Here is an 18,397-nt window from a genome sequence, read left to right on the forward strand (position 1 = left end):
GTCGTAAAACGATATGACAATACCCGCCTGACATGCCAACTTCGACAAGTCTAACCGCCGGTGGGCGACGCCGAAAAATTTCGCTGCCGCCACCCGCCGCCGCGGCGGCCGGGCCGCCAACCGGGGCCGGGAATTCTCGGCGCAACAGCGCCGATCCCGGGTGAGGCGCGGCGGGCGGCCCTCGCCGACGCGAGTTTGCTGGTGAGCGGCGTGTGGGCGCCGGCGGCGGCTTTGGCACGCGGGTATCTGCCCGGGCGGTGTCCCGGCGGGGTTTGCAGGTGCCGACCAGGTAGGGCGCGCGGGCCAGTGAGGCGATACTGGACGGGTATCGGTCACATCCGGCGTCGCACGGTGGACCGTGGCGCTCATCACGTGACGAGCCCGCCGCGGCCGGGCCACCGCCGCGACGATCGACGGCCTGGCATCCGAGGAGCCCATGAACGAGCGCGACGAATTCCTGCGGGACCGTCTGCAGCCCGAGCGGCCGAGCGCCCGGCCCGCGCCCGCGCCGCCGCCGCCCCCGGTCGCCTCGCGCCCCGCGCCGCCGCGGCCCCCGACGCCGGCCCCAACGCCCCCGACCCGGCCGCCGGCACCGCCCACGTTTCGCCCGCACCCGCCCGCCGCGGCCCCGGCTCCCGCGGCGCCCCCCACCCCGCGGCCGCAGCCTTCCGGCGCGCCGCAACTGCCCGACCGCGGTTGGCGACGCGCCCTGCGGCTCGCCACGTTCGGCCTGATCGACCTGGGCCCATCCCCCGCCCAACGCCGCGAGGCGCAATTCGAGCAGGCCATCCAGGCCCGCCTGTACGGCAACTACAAGGTCGGCGTGCTCGGCAAGGGCGGGGTGGGAAAGACGTCGGTGGCCGCCAGCGTCGGCTCGCTGTTCGCCGAGCTGCGCCGGCAGGACCACGTCGTGGCGATCGACGCCGACACCGCGTTCGGGCGGCTGGGCAGCCGCATCGATCCGGCGTCGACGGGCTCGTTCTGGGAGCTCACCGCCGACCAGAACCTGCGGTCGTTCGACGACGTGGTGGCCCGGCTGGGCCGCAACGCCGCGGGCCTGCACGTGCTCGGCGGCGAGCCGGCGTCGGGTCCGCGCCGGGTGCTCGATCCGGCGATCTACCGGGAGGCCACGCGGCGGCTGGACCGGCACTTCACCATCTCGGTGATCGACTGCGGCTCGACCATGGACGCGCCGCTCACCCAGGAGGTGCTGCGCGACCTCGACGCGCTGATCGTGGTGTCCTCCCCGTGGGCCGACGGCGCGTCGGCCGCCGCGAGAACCCTGGAGTGGCTGGCCGATCACGGCCTGACGACGCTGCTGGCCCACAGCCTCGTGGTGCTCAACGATTCGGACGGCCACGCCGACAAGCGCACCCGGGCGCTGCTCGCCCGCGAGTTCATCGACCACGGCCGCCCGGTGATCGAGGTGCCGTTCGATCCCCATCTGCGCCCCGGCGGCGTGATCGACGTGAACGGTGAGATGGCCCCGGCCACCCGGCGCAAGTTCCTCGAGGTGACGGCGACGATCGCCGGCTACTTCGCCCGCCGCCCCGACCGTTCCGCCGACCGGCACCCGCCGCAACACTAGCCGGCGCTGCGGGCCGCCGGGTCGGCGATCGCCTCGATCTTGACCACCCGCGCGTCGCGGATGCTGAGCACGATGACGGCGAACAACCGGCGTCGGCTGAACGCCAGCAGCACCGGCGCCCCGGCCGGCCCGCCGACCAGGGTGACGTCCGGCCACAGGTAGCGAAGCAGGTTGGTGGCCACCGCATCCGGGCCGTGGTTGACCTGCGGCGGCGGGGCCGGGTCGGCGAGGACTGTGCCCACACCCCAGACCGTCGGATCCAGCACGGCGGCCAACCCGGCCAGGTCCCCATTGGCGCATGCGGTGATGAACTTCTCGGTGACCCGCTGATGCTCGGCCGCGCCCACGGTGTTCAGCTTCGGTTGCGCGGCAACGAATTTCGCCCGGGCGCGCCGGGCCAGCTGGCGGCAGGTGCCAACCGGGCGGCCCACGGTGTGCGCGATGGCCTCGAAGGGCACCCCGAACACGTCGTGCAGCACGAAGCTGACCCGCTCCCCCGGGCTGAGCCTGCGCAGCACCTCCAGCAGCGCGGTGCGGACCTCGTCGTCGAGGGTGATCCGGTCGGCCGGGTCGAACCGCGGCGGGGCCGGCTGCTCGCCGACATCGCCCGGACGTTCGTGCCGCGCGCGGGCCGAGCGCAGCTGGTCCAGGCAGAGCCGGCTGGCCACCACGGTCAGCCAGCCCCGCACGTCGTCGATGTCGCCCGCGGCGGACAGCCGCAGGAATGCCTCCTGCGCAACGTCTTCCGCGTCGCCGATGTCGCCCAGCATCTGGTAGGCGAGGTTGACCAGGTAGGGACGGTGACGACGCCAGGCCTCGGCGACCTGGTCGTCGGCTGACTGCGACCGGTTCATGACTCTTCGACGATCTGCTGCCGCAAAAAGTTACCCGTTCTCCCGGTGTAACTTTCCCACCTTCGGCCCCGTCCTTGCAGCAGTGGACGAAACACCTGGAAGGAACACGCACATGACAATCGTCGTCACCGGGTCCACCGGCAACGTGGGGCGCCCGCTGGTCACCGCGCTGCTCGCCGCCGGCGCACCGGTCCGGGCGGTCACCCGCCGATCCGGACCGGCCGGATTCCCGGCACAGGTCGAGCTCTTCGATACCGCCGCCGACGCGCTACCGGGCGCCTCCGCGGTCTTCCTGAATTCCCGGGCGCTGGGCGGGCAGCTCGAGGACGTCGTGGCCCGGTGCGCGCGCGGCGGGGTCACGAAGCTGGTTGCGCTGTCGGCGATCAACGCCGACGACGACTTCTCCCGCCAGCCGTCCCGATTTCGCGGCGACCGCAACAGGGAGGTAGAACAGCTCGCCGTCGGCTCCGGTCTGGCGTGGGTGAGCCTGCGGCCCACCGTGTTCGCGACGAACTTCGCCGGCATGTGGTCGGCGCAGCTGCGCGAAGGCGACGTGGTCGCCGGGCCGTATGCGGCGGCGTCCTCGGCGCCGATCGTCGAGACCGACATCGCCGACGTCGCAGCGCACGCCCTGCTCACCGATGACCTTGTCGGACAACGGATCCCGCTGACCGGGCCGCAGGCGTTGAGCAACGCCCAGTTGGTCGAGGTGATCGGGACCGTGCTGGGCCGGTCGCTGCGGTACCAGGAGATCCCCGCCGCAGCGGTGCGGCGGCGGTTCGTCGGGTTGGGCCTGGGCGCCGGTTTCGCCGACGCCTACCTCGCGATGCTCGCCGAAACCCTGGACAAACCCGCCCTGGTCACCCACGACGTCGAGAAAATCCTTGGGCGCCCGGCAGTTCCGTTCGCCCACTGGGTCGCCACGCACCGCGACCTGTTCGACCGCCGCAATGAACGCAAGGAAGGAGTCTGACATGACCGCACTACGTCCCCCGCGTTACCTCAAACCGATGAACAAGGTGATGATGGCCGTGCAGCGGCTGGGCATCCCGACCGGGCCGGCCATGGTGCTCACCGTGCCCGGGCGCAAGTCGGGTCAGCCGCGCAGCACGCCGATGACGCCGTTCGAGTTCCGGGGCGGCCTGTACGTGGTGGCCGGCTATCCCGGCGCCGACTGGGCGGCCAACGCCCGGGCCGCGGGCACCGGCACGCTGCGCCGGGGCCGGCGGTCCCGGCGCGTCCGCATCGTCGAACTGTCCGCCGACGAAGCCCGGCCGGTGCTGCGCGAGTTCCCCGCCAAGGTCCCGGTCGGGGTGGGGTTCGCGAAACGGTCGGGGCTGGTGCGCGACGGCACGGCCGACGAATTCGAGGCGCTGGCAGGGCAACTCGCCGTCTTCCGCTTCGACCCGGCGTGACGGCGGGCGCCGCTCACCAGACGATGGCGGCCATGTCGCGGTTGTCCGAACACACGCTGCGCACCGCCGCCTCGATGTCGGCTGCGGTGATGATCTTGAGGTCGTCCACCGTGACCGGTTGGCCGGCACGCTTCTGCGCGACCACCCGGGTGTCGCGGAAGCCCTCGGCGCGTTCGACGACGTTGCGGGCGAACCGGCCGTTCTGCATCGCGTCGATGCCGTGCCGGCCGCCGGGAGTGGTGTAGTTGCGGATGGTGGTCGCCGCGTCCAGCAGCGTCTCGCGCGCGGCCTCGTCGAGCAGGCTGGCGCGCGGGGTGGCGTAGCGGTGCGCGATCTCGACGATCTCGGCCGGCGAGTAGGACTCGAACCGCAGCTTGCGGTTGAACCGGCCAGCCAAACCCGGGTTGACGGTGAGGAATTGGTCCACCTGGTCTTCGTAACCGGCGCCGATGAAACAGAAGTCGAAGCGGTGCGCCTCCAGGGCGACCAGCAGCTGGTTGACCGCCTCCATGCCGATCATGTCGGGCGTGCCGTCCTGATGGCGCTCGATCAGCGAGTAGAACTCGTCCATGAAAATGATTCGGCCTAACGACTTTTCGATCAGCTCGTTGGTCTTGGGGCCCGACTCGCCGATGAAGTGCCCGCAGAAGTCCGATCGGCGCACCTCGCGGATCTCGGGGTGGCGCACGATTCCCATGCCGGCGTAGATCTTGCCCAGCGCCTCGGCGGTGGTCGTCTTACCCGTGCCCGGCGGGCCGACCAGCAGCATGTGGTTGGTCTGGCCCTCCACCGGCAGGCCGTGCTCGAGGCGCATCATCCGCACTTCGAGTTGGTCCTCCAGCGCGGCGACCGCCTGTTTGACCGCGGCCAGCCCCACCTGTTTGGCCAGCAGCCGGCGGCCCTCGGCCAGCAGCTCGGCGCGCCGTTCGGCGGCGGCGTCGTCATCGAGCTCGTCGCGGCTCTTGGCCGACGAGGCGTCCCACCGGTCGGTGCGGCTGTCGATGGTTTGTTCGTCGGTGATGACCAGGTGCAAGTTCGGGTCGGCCAGCGCCTCCTTGGCGGCCTCGGTGAGGACGCCGTTGATGGTGGCCTTGGACAGCCAGATCTGGGCCTTGTCCTCCTCGCCCAGCTGGCGGTGCACCATCCCGCGCACGTAGGCCAGATCGGCAACCAGCAGCGGGATGTCGGCCGGGCCGATGGACGCGGTCAGCACATCGGCGTCGAAGCGCGACGACGCCTGGGTCTGCCCGATGACGTCGACCCGGTCCAGCCAGTCCAGCGCCACCCGCCCCTGGCCCAGGTGGGCGGCGGCGTGCGCGGCCAGCGCGCAGATCGAGGCCGTCACCGCCGACATGATGATGGCCTGCGGCGGCAACTCCTCCGCGGCCGTCAACAACACATCCGGCCAGCGCTGCGTCCGGTACATCAAGAAGGTGCGGGCCAGCTGGTGCCACTGGTAGTTGGTCCACGAGTCCAGCAGGTCGCGGTTGGCCAGCAGCTTGTCGGCCTCGGCGTACTCCCCGGCGATGGTCAGCGCGGACGACAGCGCCAGCCCGACCTGCGAGGCGTCGGTGACGGTGATGCCGATGTAGGGGCCCAGCTGGATCTCGGCGGCCAGGGTCTGCCCGATCCGGGTGGTCTCGCGGTGCAGCCATTCGCTGGTGGCGTAGAGCTTGCGCAGCGACGCCAGGTCGCTGTCGCCGCACGCGATGCGCCCCAGCCACGCGTCGGCCATCGACGGGTCGGCGTCGGTGGCGGCGACGAACTCCGGCAACGCGGCCGCCCGCCCCTGGCGGCTCATGATCGCCATGGCGCGGTCGAAATGCCTTCGGGCAGTTTGCAAATCACCCATCACATTCCCCCATCAGAGCACCGGCGTCGCTACATGCCGACGGACATGCTGACCGGCTCCAGGCTGACGTAGCGGTGCTCGGCGCGGAACATGTCCATCTCGACAAGCCAATTCTTCCCCGCCGCACTGACGTTCACCACCGCGGGGCTGACTTGTTCGATGATCACCTCGAAGCCGTGCCGCTGCGCCTCGGACAGGGTGGTGCCGGCGGGGGCGACGGTGATCACGGTCGCCGGCCGCGGGGTGGGCGAGATCGCGGCCTCGACGCCCTCGCCGCGGCGCGGGGCGTACTCCACCACGCTGACGGTGGTCCGCGGGGCCGGGCGGGAGCTGTTGACGACGCTGATCTCCGGCATCCGCACGCTGACCCAGCGCGACATGTCGCGGGTGTGCACGCAGACCCGTTCGCCGGCGCCGGCCGTACGGATCACGATGCGCTTGGCGATCGGATCGTCGGCGGCGACGAAGACGCGCGACAGCTCGCCGGCGTCGGTGACCGGCATCAGCAGCCGATCGCCGTTGGGCAGCTTGCCGATCAGCACGCCCGACGGGCCGATCTCGGTGATCAGCTCGGCGGGCAGCCGGCTGCGCCGCAGCCCGCGCAGGTGTGGTCGGGGGCCGCACATGTTGGCGGCCGCCGCGGCGGCCTGCTCGCCGTTGAGCCGGCGCAGGATCACGCTGGGCGGCGTGGGGGCGGGGGTCGGGGTGCGCACCGTGATCGTCGCGCTGCAGTGCCCGTCGGGATAGACGGTCACGTTCTGGATCACCTCGTCGGCGCGCAGCGTCCACGCCTGGGACAGGTTGCGTGAGGTGATCGCCTGCGGCGGATAGGCGTAGGTGGTCATCCAGCCGGCTTCCCCGCGGATGGCCTTCCAGCGCTGCACGGTGCCGGACACCGCATCCCAGCCGAGCCGTCGGTCCAGCTCGGCCAGGTCGGTGGCGTTGGCCACCTTCGCCCGCAGCCCCTGGCAGCGCAGCAGCCCGGCGATCCGCTGGGCAACCGAAATCGCCGCCGCGCCAACGGTTGTGCGCCAGCGCAGGGCCTGCGCGTTGTCGATCACCGCCAACCGCATGATCAGCCAGGTCTCGCGCCGGCCGGCGTACGGCGGGGTGCCGATCTCCGAGTCGTACACCCGCGGGTAATCGCCCACGTTGCCGTGCCGGGACCCGACGGTGACGACGCTGATCGAATCGAGCTGCAAACCCAGCGCCTGGTGCAGCATCGGCGCCAATTCGACGACGTCGAGCACGTTTTCGGTCTCGACGGTCACCGAGCCGGTCACCAGGGTGGCCCGGTGCGCCCGGCCCAGCAGTTGGACCGCGACCACCGCGACGCCGTCCTGCACCCGCACGCCGCCGCCGGATCGGTTGTTGGCCACCGTGATCGGGGCCGACCAGTCGATGGGACGCCGGCCGCGCCGCCACAACACCGCCCACGACCAGGCCGGCTGACCCCACCAGCGCACGAACACCAGCGCGACGCCCACCAGCACGGCCACCGCGGCGGCGATGTAGCCGCCCAGCAGCCAGCTCGCCAGCGCGAGCACGAACACCACCCACACCCCGACCACCCGGCGGTTGCTGCCGCGGCTGAACCCGGTGAGGTTGGGTCTCATCGGGCCCTCCGCAATCGCGCCGCGATCGCGAGCACCAGCACCCCGGCCGCGACGGTCCCCAGGAATCCGATGGCGATGTTGCGGGCCCGGTGATCGGGCGGCGGGGGCGGCGGGGCCGGAGTGATGATCCGGCTTTGGGAGCCCGGCGCCATCCGGTCACCCGGGGGGATGTTGAAGGTCAGCGCGGCGACCGGATCCACCAGCCCGTAGCCGACCTTGTTGTCGACCCCGGCCGGCGGATTGTGCGCGGACTGCACGATCCGGTTGATCACCTGATGCGCGGACAGCTCGGGGAACTTCGCGCGCACCAACGCCGCGACACCGCTGACGTAGGCCGCCGAGAAACTCGTTCCCCAGAACGGCATGTTCTTCTCGCCCGGCCGCGACGGCGGGTAGGCGTTGACCGGCCCGCCGCCCTGCGGCGAGAGCCCCATGATGTGGGTGCCGGGCGCGGCCACCCCCACCCACGGGCCGGACATGCTCTTGTCCAGCGCGGCGCCGCTGGCGTCGACGGCGCCCACCGACAGCACGTAGTCGGAGAACCAGGACGGCGCCGAGACCACCTTGACCTGATGCCAGTCCCGCGGGTCGGACGGGTCCAGCGGGTCGAACATCGGGTTGTTGTTGCAGCCGGCTTCGCCGTCGTTGCCGGCGGCCGCCACGACCACCGCGTCCTTGACGGTGGCCGCATACCACAGCGCCGCACCCAGCGCGCGCTGATCGGCGGGAGCCGCCGCGGGCAGGCACGCGGTGACCGAGATGTTGATCACCTTGGCGCCCATGTTCGCCGCGTGCACCACCGCGCGCGCCACCGAATTCAGCGTGCCGGCCTTGACCTTCTCGTCGGAGTTGGGGTCGCCCGGCGGCGGGTTGACCGGTTCGAAGGCCCGCGAGGATTGCCGTATCGAGATGATCGTCGCGTGCGGGGCCACGCCCACCACCCCGTCGGGCGCGCCGGGCGGAAGCGGCGGCACCGCGGGTTCGTCCTCGGTCTGCGGATCAGGCGGCCCGTTGGATGCGGCGGTGGCGCCGCCGCCCTCCGGCGGCGGGGGCGGCGGAGGTGGAGGCGGCGGAAGAACCTGGGTGATGGTCACCGGCGGCGGCGGGGGCGGGGGCGCCACCGGCGGCGGCACCTCGACCGGCGGGGGTGGCGCGCCCACGGCCGGCGGCGGCCCGGCCGGCGGCGGGAACGCCGGGGTGGCCGGCATCGGCCGTGGCATCGGCAGGATCCCTTGCGGCGCAGCGCCGATGATGGAACTGACGATGGTGCCGTGGGCGTCGCAGTCCGACAGGCCGTCCTCGCCCATGATGTAGTCGCCGCCGGGCACCACGGGCAGCCGCGGGTTCGGCGACACCCCGGTGTCGATCACCGCGACCGGCACCCCGTTGCCGGTGCTGTACTGCCAGGCCTTGGCGATGTTGAGCAGGTTGAACCCGGGCGCCAACTGCGCCACGTCCGGGTTTCGCACGGTGATCGGCGCCGAACAGCTGTTGGCGCGCCGCATCGGCTGATCGGGCCGCGGCGGCCCGTCCGGTGGCACCATGCCCGGATCCACCGAGGGGGGTGTAATCGCTTGTGCGGCAGGAACATTGGCTGATAGTGCGACCAGGGTCAGGGCGGCGGCCAGCGCCGCCGCCCGTCTCAGTGGCGAATCCACGTGAAGAGCCCTCCCAGGGCCGCCGCCGCCGGCAGCAGGACGATGAACGCGAGCACTTCCACCCATTCCACGGTCAACCGGATGAACGGCCGGAACCGCATCGCCGGCACCAAAAGCGCTGCGGCCAAACCGAATGCGGCGAAGGTGGTCACCGCCACCACCGGCCACAGCAGCCCGGTCATCGCATCGTGCGGCGCGGCGAGCGCGTATTTGACCACTCCCGCGCACACCGCGGCCGACGCCCCGCACACCAGGGCGACGGCCTGGTACTTGGCGGCGAAGCCGCGGCCCTGGGTGATGAAGATGCCCACCACCAGCCCGGCGACCACCAGCGCCAGCCACGCCCACGGCCGTCCGGGCGTCAAAACGCCCCACACCGCGGCGGGCAGCACGATCGACACCCCGACGCACAGCCCCACCTGGACCGCGTTGACCAACCGCGCCGAGGCGGCGATCGCGGCGCCGCGCGCGGTGATGTCGGTCAATTCGTTGTCCTGCTCCTCGGATTCGTCCTCGCTGACCGGGGCCACGGTGTCGACCGGCATGCCCTCGCGCCTTGCGAACAGGTCGCGGCCGGTGATCGAGCCGAAGTGCGGCGGCCGGACCCGGGCCACCCACAGCGCGATCAGCGGCGTCATCCGAACCAGCACAAGCAATCCCACCAGCACACAGATCGCCAGCACCTGCACCGAGGCGGGACGGAACATCCGGACCGCGGCCACCGCGGCCAGCACCCCGCACACCGTCACCACCGCGGTGACCACCGCGGTCTGCCACCGGTTACGTGCCGTCACCCCGATCGCGATGGCCCCCAGGATCACCACCACGACCCCGATAAGCGCGTGCGCGGCGCCCAGCACGCCGGGCGGAGCGCAGGCGCCGGCCACGGCCAGCGCCACCACCGCCAGCCAGGCGAACCCGCTGAACAGGTCGCGGCGCTCGCGCCACCCGCTGCGCACCACCAGCGTCGCGATCAGCAGCAGCGCACCGATGCCGCCGGCCACCGCCGCGGGGATCGGGCCGTCGGTGAAGGTCCGCGCCCGCAGGCACAGCCCCACCACCACCGCCACCGCCATCGCGATCACCGCGACCGCGGTGTGCGCGGCGGTCAGCGGCGTCACCGGAGCGAACATCCGGTCACCGCCCTCGCGGCCCAGCCACTTGCCCATGGCGGCCAACCCGCTGGACAGCGACTCGTACTGCGGTTCGAACGACTCGCCGTCCACCCGCGGCACCAGCACCAGGGTGTCGCCGTCCTGGACGCCAAGCTCGTCCAGGCTCTTATTGATATCGAGCCGAACCCCATTGATCTTGTGCAGTTCGTAGCTGCCGGCCGGCAAAGCAATGCCGTCGAAACCTTTGCGCTTCAGGTCGGCGTCGAAGAGCTCGACCATTCCCTCGAAGAATCCCTCCACCGGAATTCCGGCCGGAAAGACTTGGGAACACAGGTGCTTCTCGTAAGAAATGTTGACCGCACAACGCGCCGGAAAGGCGACCTTATGCGGCGATGTCACGGCACCGCCCGCTCGGCATCAGGAATGTATTTGTCGGCCAGCCCGGCGGTGATCTCGAAAAGCCGCAGCCGCGTCTTTTTCTTCAGCTCGTGGACGGTGTCGATGATGCCGCCCTTGGCCAGGTGCGGGTCGAACGGCAGCGCCTCGACCGTCGCGCCGACCTTGGTGAACCGCTCGGTCAGGTACGCCAGCGCATCCTTGTCGGTGATCTGGTCGGTGTGGTTGACGATCACGGTGCTGCGCGAGACCAGCTCGTGGTAGCCCTGCGAGCGCAGGTAATCCACCGCCCGCAGCACCGGACGCGAGCGGTCCGCGGTGATGCCGGAGACGAATACCAGGGTGTCGGTGTTCTCCAGGACCGGCTTCATCACTTCGTGTTCGAGGTCGGGCGAGGTGTCGACGATCATCACGGTGTGAGTACGCCGCAGCCGCGACAGCACCCCGGAGAACATCGCGGGCACCAACGGCCGCGGCTGGTCCGAGGTCCGGTTTCCGGCCAGCACGTCCAGCCCAACTGCGTTCTGCCCCAAGTGTTCTCGAATATCGGCGTAGCCCTGCACGTCGGTGTCGTTGATGATGGCGGTGTAGTCGCCCGGCGGGGACTCGTCGATGCGGTCGGCCAGCGTGCCGAAACCCGGGACCGCGTCGATGGCAATCACGTTCTGCGGGCGGCATTCCCGGAACACACCGCCGATGCAGGCGACCAGCGTGGTGACCCCCACGCCGCCCTTGCCGGAGACGACGGTGATGACGTATTGCCGTCGAATATGGCGCCGGATGCGATTTTGCAGGTCGCGGTAGTGCCGTTCGCGGGGAGATTCACCGGGATTTATTTTGTGAAATGAGATGGTGTAAATGAATTTCCGCCAGCCGGACCCCGGTGGAATTTTTCGCGGCGCGGCCAGATCGGTAATACGCATCGTGTCCGATACCGAATCCGGGAAGTTGCTGCCCCCTGACGGATCCCCCCGTCTGAGCGCTCCTTCGTCCGACATATTCGGGTCATTCCAAGGGCTCGTCACGACGCGATGCTAACACGCTTTGCGATACCGCGTTTACCCGATCACAAACCTTTCAAGTACGACAGGCGTTGCTATTCCAGGACTTTGGTTGACCAAGTTAGTTTGACGCGATAACGGGGCCGCACCGTCACACCACCCGCCGATACGAGTACCACTCGTCGCCGGCGGGCAGCCGTCGGATCAGCCGTTGCACCGCTCCGCCGATGTCGCTGCGCGAGCCGGGCGACAGGATCTGGTAGCGGCGCTGCCCGGATACCACGCTTTCGATACAGACCCGGCCGCCGGGGGTGTCCACGATGGACACCGACGAATCGCCGACGGCGACGCGGGCCAGCTCGTCGGGCCCGACGCCGGCCTGCAGCGCGACGATGTTGGCGTGCGCCGAGCGGGCCGAGTCGGCGGCGGTGAGCACCGTCTGCAGCTGGTCGGCGTCGAGGCGCTGCTCGAGCAGGAACGCCCGCAGGCTGGCGGTGTCGTGCACCGAGGCCAGCAGCTGCTCGGTGTCCAGGGTGATGGGCCGCAGCGGCGCCGCCTCGGCCACGCCGCACAACCGCTCGATCTGGCCGACCACGATCTCGCTGGCGGCGGCCTCGCTGCTGGCCGTCCCGGCGGGGTAGAGGCGCACCAGCTGATCGTGGCGTTCCAACACCACCCACCAGGTGGCGAAGCGGCAGATCGACGCCCGGCTCGGCTCGCGGCCCGGGACGGCGATCATCACCAGCAGGCCCAGGTCCCGGCGCAACAACACGGTGAGCCACTCGCGAATCATCGGGTCGACGTTGCCGGCCTCGTCGAGCGCGCCGGCGGCCACCAGCTCGGCGGCCGCCGGGTGCCGCAGCGCCCGCTCGGGGGTGTCCAGCCGCGGCAGCAGCGGCCGCAGCCCCAGCTCAGGGCAGGTTTGTTCGATCCCGGTGACCGCTTGCAACACCCAGAGGCCGTCGACCGTCGTGGTCAGCATGTCGCCCTGCCCTCACCGCGCGGGATCCCCAACCGGGGAAGAAAGACGAAAGGTGGGGCACACGCTCGGCGCATCTGCCCCACCCTCGTTCCGGTCGTGCCGGCTCAGAACAGGCCGGCGATGTGCTGGTCCGTGCTGATCGCGCTGTCCAGCACGTGCGAGGTGGTCTGCCCGTGCTGACGGATCGTGTCGATGAGCCCCTGCAGCCCGGACAGCATCTGGGCCTGCGCCTCGAAAAAGCCCGACGCGCCGTGCCCGGCGAAGAATTCCTGCAGGGCGTGCGTGCGGTTGGAGGTGTCGTCGAAGATGGACTGCAACTGGCCGGCGCGGGAGGCGACGTCGGTGGCGAAGTCGGCCACCGCGCCCGGGTTGTAAGTGATCGGGTCGGACATGATCAATTTCCTTTCAAAAGCCTGTTATGGGAATGGATTTGGTGGGTCAGGAGCCGTGGCCGCCGAATAGGGCGCTGAATGCGTGCGAGGAATCCGCCTCGTGGCCTTCCATCAGGGCGGCCGCCTTGGTGAGGCCCTCGGCCAGCCGGGTGCCACCGGTGAGCACCTTGTTCAAATCGTTTTGCACCTCGATGGCCGTCGCGTGCGACGCGGCCACCGCGTCACCGGACCAGGTGGCCGGGTTCATCACATTTTCCTGATTTGCGACGTAACCCTGACCGATGCCGATGGCATGTTCCATATTCGCCTGAATCGCGTTGGAAGTATCGCGAAGCATTTGCGGGGTCACCTTGATTGTCACGGAATTCTCCTTCTGGGTTGGCCGCCCCCCGTAAGGGCATGAAGCGAAGTGTATGGCGGCTGTGTGTACCTGTCGATTCACCCTTCACCAGGGGGTCTGCTCACACTCGGTCGTCGACGACCCGCACGGTCGCGGGCTCTTCGGCCTTGTCACGGGATCCGCGTTGGCCTCCCGCCCCGTGCCCGACGGGCATACCGCCCATCGGGGCTCCACTCATCGTCGTGGTCTGCGGTCGCAGAGCCTCGGCGCCTAACGCCCCGGCCGGCCGCAGCCCCACCGGCCGGCCACTGGTGGCGGGCTCGAAGGCGCTGACCGGACGGGTGAAACTGGTTGCGGGCACGCCCGCGCTGCCCAGGGATCCGGCGCCACCGGCACCGGCTTCCGCGGCGGAGAGCCCGGTGGTGGCGGAGACGGCCGAGACTCCCGGCGCCGCCCCACCCATGCCCATGGCGCCGGGGTTGGCGAACATACCCATCATCGATTGCAGCGGCTGCATCATCTGCATCGGGGCCTGCATCATCTGCATGGGGGCCTGCATCGCCTGCGGCACCGCTCCCATCAGCTCCTGCACCGGTTGCATCAGGCTGCTCATCTGGCCGCCCAGGTCCTGGCCGCTCGACGCGGCCTGCCCCGCGCCCTGGGTGCCGGTCTGCACGCCCTGGTAGGCGGCGCGCATGCCGTCGCCGGCGGCGACGTTGGCCGCGGACTCGCCGATCGCCGAGACCGCCTCGGCCGGCGCGGCCGGTGAGGCGCCCATGGACGCGATCGGCGGCGCGATCGCCAGGCTTTCGGCCAGCGCCGTCAGCACCGCCCCGTAGCTGGCGCCGACGGCCGAGTTGTTGGGCCACATGGAGCCGTAGTACTCGAGTTCCAGCGACGCGATCCGCGGCGTCAGCGCGCCGAGGACCAGCGGGTTGATGCCGTAGTCGGTCGCGGTCTCGGTCCGGTTGGCGATGCATTCGGGCGCCGGGCGCATCGAGCCGTAGGCCATCTGGTAAGCCGAGATGGCGGTGGCCACCACCGCCGGCTTGACGTCGACCCAGCCGGCCAGGCCGTGCAGCGACGCGTTGAGCATGGTGACGTTGGCCGCCGAGGCCGCCGACCCGGCGCCCAGCCAGCTCGCCGAGGTCGCGGCGGTGTTGATCGCCGATGCGACGCCCGAGGCATGGTGGGTGGCGGCCAAGGTCGTCCAGGCGGTCTGGTTGGCCACGTGAGTGCCCACCCCGACGCCTGCCTTGAGCAGCATGTCGTTGTCCTCGGGCGTACGCGCAGCCCATCCGGGATCGGCCATGCGTACTTCCCCCTTTGACCAGGTTTAGAGGACGCTGCTGATTCCCATGGCCAGCGAGCGCATCGCCTCGGTGGTGGTGTACACCCCGGACGCCATCCCCTGCGCGCCGGCGAACAGGCCGCGCTGGGCGGCGTGCTCCGAGACGACCCCCAGGTAGCTGGCCCCGCAGGCGTTCAGCGCCGCCGCGAACATGGCCGAGTCGGGGTCACCGCCCATCGGCATCACGCCCAGCAGTGCGGGCGACGCCGCCGAGGCGGCCGCCTCGGTCTCGGCGCTGATCGCCGACTCGGCGCCAGCCGACGCCAGAACCATCTCTGACTGCACCGACACAACCATGGTTTCCCTCCGAATGCTCAACGCCAACCGACGTGCTTGGGGCCATAGTGTAGTGCGCTTTCGCTGATCTTGTATTCGGTACGGATCCTGCCGGGCACCCGGCCCGGAATTTCGATGCTCAACTCTGCTCTCAACCGGCTTCCACACGCCTTCCAAACGGCTCCCAAACGTGAAATTCCTGAGTTCCCATAAGGAGTCGGCGATAAACCTCAACGACCACTCCGGACTCGGCTGTCACAAAAATCCCGGAAGTCGTGCGGTCGGGGCCGTCGGCTAATCCCGGTCGTGGTGGCAGACGGCCTCGAGTTTGATGCCGAAGGGGTCGTACCAGAAGGTGGCGTAATAGTGGCCGGGATATTGCGGGAAATGGCGCGGCGGGTAAATGACGGTGCCGCCAATTCGAATTACATGGGTGTGCACCTCGTGCACCGCCGAGCGTCCTCGCACCATGAATGCCAGGTGCTGAAGGCCGGTGCGTTGTGCCGAGTACTCGTGCGGCTCGGCCGCGGGATAGAAGAACAGGTAGGTGCCCGGCTTGTTGCCGGCCGGTCGATAGGAGAATTCGTCGGCGGCGGCAAAGAACGGCTCGAATCCGACCAGCGGCATCAGCGCGTCGTAATACCGCTTGGCGACGGACAGGTCGGGCACGTTGATGCCGAGGTGGCCGAGCATGAGTCGAGTCGCCCGGTCAGCCGCGGTCGGTGGCCGCGCGCAGGGTGTCGGCGACGACGCGGCCCGTCTCGCGCAGCGGCCGGGTGCTGCGGTGCGCCCGGGCGAGCAGGATCGCCCCCTCCAGGCTGGCCACCGCGAACGTCGCCAGCCGGCGGGCCTGCGCGGTCGGGACGCCCGCGCCGATCAGTTCGGCGGCCACCCGGGACTGCCAGGACGCGAACACCGCCTGGGTGGCTTGCCGCAGCGCCTCGTTGCTGCTGGCGACCTCGCAGGCCACCGTGCCGATCGGGCAGCCGTCGGCGTAGTCGGTTTCCTGCAGGGCGCGGGCGGCCCAGTTGAACCACGTGACGGTGGCCTGCCCGATGTCGGTGGACTTGGCGAACACCCGGTCGAGCAGTTCCCGGTAGCGCTCGGCGGTGTGGGCGATCGCCTGCACGGCCAGGTCTTGCTTGCCGCCGGGGAAGAAGTGATACAACGAGCCCAGCGGGGCCCGGCTCTCGGCGACGATCTGTTTGAGGCCGGTGCCCGAATAGCCTTGGCGCCGAAAGAGTCCGGTGGCCGCGGTCAGGAACCGTTCGCGGGTCGCCGTGGCCATCAGTGGCCCCGCATCCCGACCGCGGCGATGATCTCGCGGGCGCTGTGCCGATCGATGGAGTAGGCGCTCATCGCCTCCCGCTCGAGTTGCTCGTCCAGCGGTCGCCCGACCACGTCGAGCACCGTGTCCTTGGCCGAGCGCACCGCGGCCTGGTGATAACCGGCAATGCGCTCGGCCAGGGCGTGGGCCGCCGTCATCAAGTCGTCGTGGGCCACCACCCGGGTGACCAGGTTGACCTGCAGCGCGCGCTGGGCGTCGATGGGTTCGCCGCTCAATTCCAGATCCAGCGCGACGGCCAGCCCGCAGGTATCGACCAGCCGTGAGATGCCGCCGTCGCCGTGATGAAAACCCAGGCCCACCAACGGCACACCGAACATCGCCCGCTCGGAGGCGATCCGGATGTCACAGGCCAGCGCCAGCTCCAGGCCGGCGCCCAGCGCCCAACCGTTGACCGCCCCGATCACCGGCTTGGTGATGCGGTGCAGTCCGCGGGTGATGCCGCCGAAGCCAACGCCTTTGGCGTTGCGACGCACCACCGCCGCGTCGGCATCGAGCCATTGGTGAAACCAGGTGTTGCGGTCGGCGCCGGCGCAAAACGCCTCACCCGCCCCGGTCAGGATCGCGACGTCGACGCCGTCGTCGTCGCGGAATTCGGCCCAGATGTCGCGCAGCCGCCGGTCCATCGCCGGATCGATCGCGTTGCGCGAGGCTGGCCGGTCCAGGGTGATGGTGGCGATCCGGCCCCGCTTCTCATACCGGATGTGTTCGGCGCTGGCGTTCATCGATGTGCCTTTCGGATCCGCTGCCCCCGGGCATCAGATTATATAGAGCGCTCTACTAACACAAGGGCGCGTGGCTTGACGTCGAGTGCCCTGTCTTGATCGGCCCGCTACGCCGGTCCGCGCCCGTCTCCGGCGAGCCGCAACAGCAGCCGGGTACCGCCCAGCGGGCTGTTCTGCAATTCTGCTGTGCCGCCGTGTAATTCGGCTTGCTGGGCCACCAGCGCCAGGCCCAGCCCGGAACCCGAGCGCGACGCCGTCGACCCGCGGGCGAAACGTTCGAACACGGTGGCGCGCTCGGACTCCGGAATCCCGCTGCCGTCGTCGTCGATGGCGATCTCCACGCCCTCGCCGGAGCTGCTGACGGTGAGCTGGATCTTGCCGGCGTTGCCGTGCTTGACGGCGTTGGCGATGGCGTTGTCGATCACCAGCCGCAGCCCGGTGGGCAGCCCGATCATCAGCACCGTCGGCGAGGGCACCAGCGACACCTCCACGTCGGGGTAGACGCGCAGCGCGTCGTGGGCGGCGCGGTCCAGCAGCTCGGTGATGTCGAACGGGACGAAATCGTCGACGGTGGTCAGCTCGCCCTGGGCCAGCCGCTCCAGCGCGGTCAGCGTGGCCTCGATGCGGCTCTGGGTGCGGATGACGTCGCCGATCACCTCCTGGCGCTGCTCGTGCGGCAGGTCCAGGGTGGACAGCACCTCCAGGTTGGTGCGCATGGCGGTCAGCGGCGTGCGCAGCTCGTGGCAGGCGACGGCCGCGAAGTCGCGGGCCGACTCGAGCGCGGCCTTGGTGCGCTGCTGTTCCTTGCCGATGCGGGCCAGCATGCCCTCGACCGCCTCGGCGATCTCGACGGCCTCGCGCACGCCGCGCACCTGGACCTCGTCCGGGCTGGACTGGGCGTTGATCGCGCGCGCCTGCTGGGCCAGCAGCAGGAACGGATTGACCATGATCAACGAGATCACCCAGCCCACCACCACCGTGCCGCCGATCACGCTGGCGCAGATCAACAACACCCGCAGGTGCAGTTCGTTGATCCGGTGCTGGGCTTCGGCCAGCGGCGCGGCGAGCGCGATCGAGGCGGGGCCCGCAGTGAAGGTGCGGACCCGGTACTGCACCCCGTTGATCGTGGTGTTGGCGTAACCGTCGGGAAGTTGCGGCAACACGATGTTGCTCGGCACCGACACGGTCACGCCGCCGATGCGCGCGGTGCGCACCAGGTTGCCGTCCTGGGTGGCGCGGTCCGGGCTGTTGTGCTGCGGGTTGGTGAGCAGGCTGCTGATGTCGCCCAGGCTGCTGACCGAATCGAGCCGGCGGTCCAGCTGGTTGTACTGGTCGTTGGTGACGCCCACCCACACCCAGGTGCCCAGCAGGACGACCAGGGTCATCACCGAGATCGCGGCCACGATGACGATGGTGCGCAGCGACAGCACCCGCATCGGCAGCTGTATGCGCGGTAAGACGCGAATGTCAGGCTCCTTCAGTTCGGCAAGA

18 protein-coding genes are annotated in these 18,397 nt (G+C 70.2%); 3 read left to right on the top strand and 15 right to left on the bottom strand.

Translation table 11 applies throughout. From position 1 onward, the window contains the following. The first annotated feature begins 436 nt into the window (after positions 1-436). The gene (locus H7I87_RS17975; RefSeq protein ID WP_011723377.1) at positions 437-1,588 is read left to right on the top strand and encodes a MinD/ParA family ATP-binding protein; all 1,152 of its coding nucleotides are present in this window, start codon (positions 437-439) and stop codon (positions 1,586-1,588) included. Here the strand turns inward: H7I87_RS17975 and sigI are convergent. Then, positions 1,585-2,442 (bottom strand): RNA polymerase sigma factor SigI, encoded by an 858-nt coding sequence (sigI, locus tag H7I87_RS17980; protein WP_019733407.1) that lies wholly within the window; start codon positions 2,440-2,442, stop codon positions 1,585-1,587. The genes H7I87_RS17975 and sigI overlap by 4 nt on opposite strands. 112 nt (positions 2,443-2,554) lie before the next feature. Between sigI and H7I87_RS17985 the strand changes: the two genes are divergently transcribed. Further along, on the top strand, positions 2,555-3,415 hold the full coding sequence (locus H7I87_RS17985) for an NmrA family NAD(P)-binding protein (protein ID WP_019733406.1): 861 nt from the start codon (positions 2,555-2,557) through the stop codon (positions 3,413-3,415). 1 nt (position 3,416) lies between these two features. Then, positions 3,417-3,857: a nitroreductase family deazaflavin-dependent oxidoreductase gene (locus H7I87_RS17990; RefSeq protein WP_011723374.1), complete on the top strand. Its 441-nt coding sequence runs from the start codon at positions 3,417-3,419 to the stop codon at positions 3,855-3,857. 13 nt (positions 3,858-3,870) lie between these two features. Here the strand turns inward: H7I87_RS17990 and eccA2 are convergent, their stop codons facing one another. From eccA2 to H7I87_RS18060, 14 genes are all read right to left on the bottom strand, one after another. After that, the gene (gene eccA2, locus H7I87_RS17995; RefSeq protein WP_044089838.1) at positions 3,871-5,709 is read right to left on the bottom strand and encodes a type VII secretion system ESX-2 AAA family ATPase EccA2; all 1,839 of its coding nucleotides are present in this window, start codon (positions 5,707-5,709) and stop codon (positions 3,871-3,873) included. 29 nt (positions 5,710-5,738) lie between these two features. After that, positions 5,739-7,325: a type VII secretion protein EccE gene (gene eccE, locus H7I87_RS18000; protein WP_003876914.1), complete on the bottom strand. Its 1,587-nt coding sequence runs from the start codon at positions 7,323-7,325 to the stop codon at positions 5,739-5,741. Next, positions 7,322-8,983, bottom strand: a complete 1,662-nt coding sequence (mycP2, locus tag H7I87_RS18005) for a type VII secretion system ESX-2 serine protease mycosin MycP2 (RefSeq protein WP_033725025.1) — start codon at positions 8,981-8,983, stop codon at positions 7,322-7,324. The genes eccE and mycP2 overlap by 4 nt, the downstream gene beginning before the upstream one ends. Continuing rightward, the gene (gene eccD, locus H7I87_RS18010) at positions 8,968-10,497 is read right to left on the bottom strand and encodes a type VII secretion integral membrane protein EccD (protein WP_019733469.1); all 1,530 of its coding nucleotides are present in this window, start codon (positions 10,495-10,497) and stop codon (positions 8,968-8,970) included. Before eccD ends, mycP2 begins: the two co-directional genes overlap by 16 nt. Continuing rightward, positions 10,494-11,519, bottom strand: coding sequence for a MinD/ParA family ATP-binding protein (locus H7I87_RS18015; protein WP_003876911.1), 1,026 nt, complete (start codon positions 11,517-11,519; stop codon positions 10,494-10,496). The genes eccD and H7I87_RS18015 overlap by 4 nt, the downstream gene beginning before the upstream one ends. A 127-nt stretch (positions 11,520-11,646) precedes the next feature. After that, the gene (locus H7I87_RS18020; RefSeq protein ID WP_003876588.1) at positions 11,647-12,477 is read right to left on the bottom strand and encodes an ESX secretion-associated protein EspG; all 831 of its coding nucleotides are present in this window, start codon (positions 12,475-12,477) and stop codon (positions 11,647-11,649) included. Positions 12,478-12,581: 104 nt separating this feature from the next. After that, positions 12,582-12,869 (bottom strand): WXG100 family type VII secretion target, encoded by a 288-nt coding sequence (locus H7I87_RS18025; protein ID WP_003876587.1) that lies wholly within the window; start codon positions 12,867-12,869, stop codon positions 12,582-12,584. 46 nt (positions 12,870-12,915) lie between these two features. Further along, a complete protein-coding gene (locus H7I87_RS18030; protein WP_011723369.1) occupies positions 12,916-13,230 on the bottom strand; it encodes a WXG100 family type VII secretion target in 315 nt (104 codons plus the stop codon). Positions 13,231-13,330: 100 nt separating this feature from the next. Further along, entirely contained in the window at positions 13,331-14,521 is a 1,191-nt protein-coding gene (locus tag H7I87_RS18035; protein ID WP_003876908.1) for a PPE family protein, read from the bottom strand. Between the two features lie 24 nt (positions 14,522-14,545). Beyond that, positions 14,546-14,857 carry a PE domain-containing protein gene (locus H7I87_RS18040; protein ID WP_003876365.1) on the bottom strand — a complete coding sequence of 104 codons (312 nt, stop codon included), beginning with the start codon at positions 14,855-14,857 and terminating at the stop codon, positions 14,546-14,548. Positions 14,858-15,130: 273 nt separating this feature from the next. After that, positions 15,131-15,529, bottom strand: a complete 399-nt coding sequence (locus tag H7I87_RS18045) for a VOC family protein (protein ID WP_009974739.1) — start codon at positions 15,527-15,529, stop codon at positions 15,131-15,133. A gap of 16 nt (positions 15,530-15,545) precedes the next feature. After that, positions 15,546-16,124, bottom strand: coding sequence for a TetR/AcrR family transcriptional regulator (locus H7I87_RS18050; RefSeq protein WP_023862055.1), 579 nt, complete (start codon positions 16,122-16,124; stop codon positions 15,546-15,548). Beyond that, positions 16,124-16,906: an enoyl-CoA hydratase/isomerase family protein gene (locus tag H7I87_RS18055; RefSeq protein ID WP_003876362.1), complete on the bottom strand. Its 783-nt coding sequence runs from the start codon at positions 16,904-16,906 to the stop codon at positions 16,124-16,126. The genes H7I87_RS18050 and H7I87_RS18055 overlap by 1 nt, the downstream gene beginning before the upstream one ends. A gap of 107 nt (positions 16,907-17,013) precedes the next feature. Continuing rightward, positions 17,014-18,342 carry a sensor histidine kinase gene (locus H7I87_RS18060; protein ID WP_033726459.1) on the bottom strand — a complete coding sequence of 443 codons (1,329 nt, stop codon included), beginning with the start codon at positions 18,340-18,342 and terminating at the stop codon, positions 17,014-17,016. Positions 18,343-18,397: the final 55 nt, after the last annotated feature.

The sequence above is a fragment of the Mycobacterium timonense genome (assembly GCF_025821985.1).
Lineage (GTDB): Bacteria > Actinomycetota > Actinomycetes > Mycobacteriales > Mycobacteriaceae > Mycobacterium > Mycobacterium avium.

What these genes read in the sequence shown, in the direction of transcription:
- H7I87_RS18045 (WP_009974739.1), bottom strand. Translation starts at nt 15,529, where the DNA reads ATGCTCGGCCACCTCGGCATCAACGTGCCCGACCTGTCCGTCGCCAAG.
- H7I87_RS18025 (WP_003876587.1), bottom strand. Translation starts at nt 12,869, where the DNA reads ATGTCCGACCCGATCACTTACAACCCGGGCGCGGTGGCCGACTTCGCC.
- eccE (WP_003876914.1), bottom strand. Translation starts at nt 7,325, where the DNA reads ATGAGACCCAACCTCACCGGGTTCAGCCGCGGCAGCAACCGCCGGGTG.
- sigI (WP_019733407.1), bottom strand. Translation starts at nt 2,442, where the DNA reads ATGAACCGGTCGCAGTCAGCCGACGACCAGGTCGCCGAGGCCTGGCGT.
- H7I87_RS17985 (WP_019733406.1), top strand. Translation starts at nt 2,555, where the DNA reads ATGACAATCGTCGTCACCGGGTCCACCGGCAACGTGGGGCGCCCGCTG.
- H7I87_RS17975 (WP_011723377.1), top strand. Translation starts at nt 437, where the DNA reads ATGAACGAGCGCGACGAATTCCTGCGGGACCGTCTGCAGCCCGAGCGG.
- H7I87_RS18040 (WP_003876365.1), bottom strand. Translation starts at nt 14,857, where the DNA reads ATGGTTGTGTCGGTGCAGTCAGAGATGGTTCTGGCGTCGGCTGGCGCC.
- eccA2 (WP_044089838.1), bottom strand. Translation starts at nt 5,709, where the DNA reads ATGGGTGATTTGCAAACTGCCCGAAGGCATTTCGACCGCGCCATGGCG.
- H7I87_RS18035 (WP_003876908.1), bottom strand. Translation starts at nt 14,521, where the DNA reads ATGGCCGATCCCGGATGGGCTGCGCGTACGCCCGAGGACAACGACATG.
- H7I87_RS18060 (WP_033726459.1), bottom strand. Translation starts at nt 18,342, where the DNA reads ATGCGGGTGCTGTCGCTGCGCACCATCGTCATCGTGGCCGCGATCTCG.
- H7I87_RS17990 (WP_011723374.1), top strand. Translation starts at nt 3,417, where the DNA reads ATGACCGCACTACGTCCCCCGCGTTACCTCAAACCGATGAACAAGGTG.
- H7I87_RS18055 (WP_003876362.1), bottom strand. Translation starts at nt 16,906, where the DNA reads ATGAACGCCAGCGCCGAACACATCCGGTATGAGAAGCGGGGCCGGATC.
- H7I87_RS18050 (WP_023862055.1), bottom strand. Translation starts at nt 16,124, where the DNA reads ATGGCCACGGCGACCCGCGAACGGTTCCTGACCGCGGCCACCGGACTC.
- H7I87_RS18020 (WP_003876588.1), bottom strand. Translation starts at nt 12,477, where the DNA reads ATGCTGACCACGACGGTCGACGGCCTCTGGGTGTTGCAAGCGGTCACC.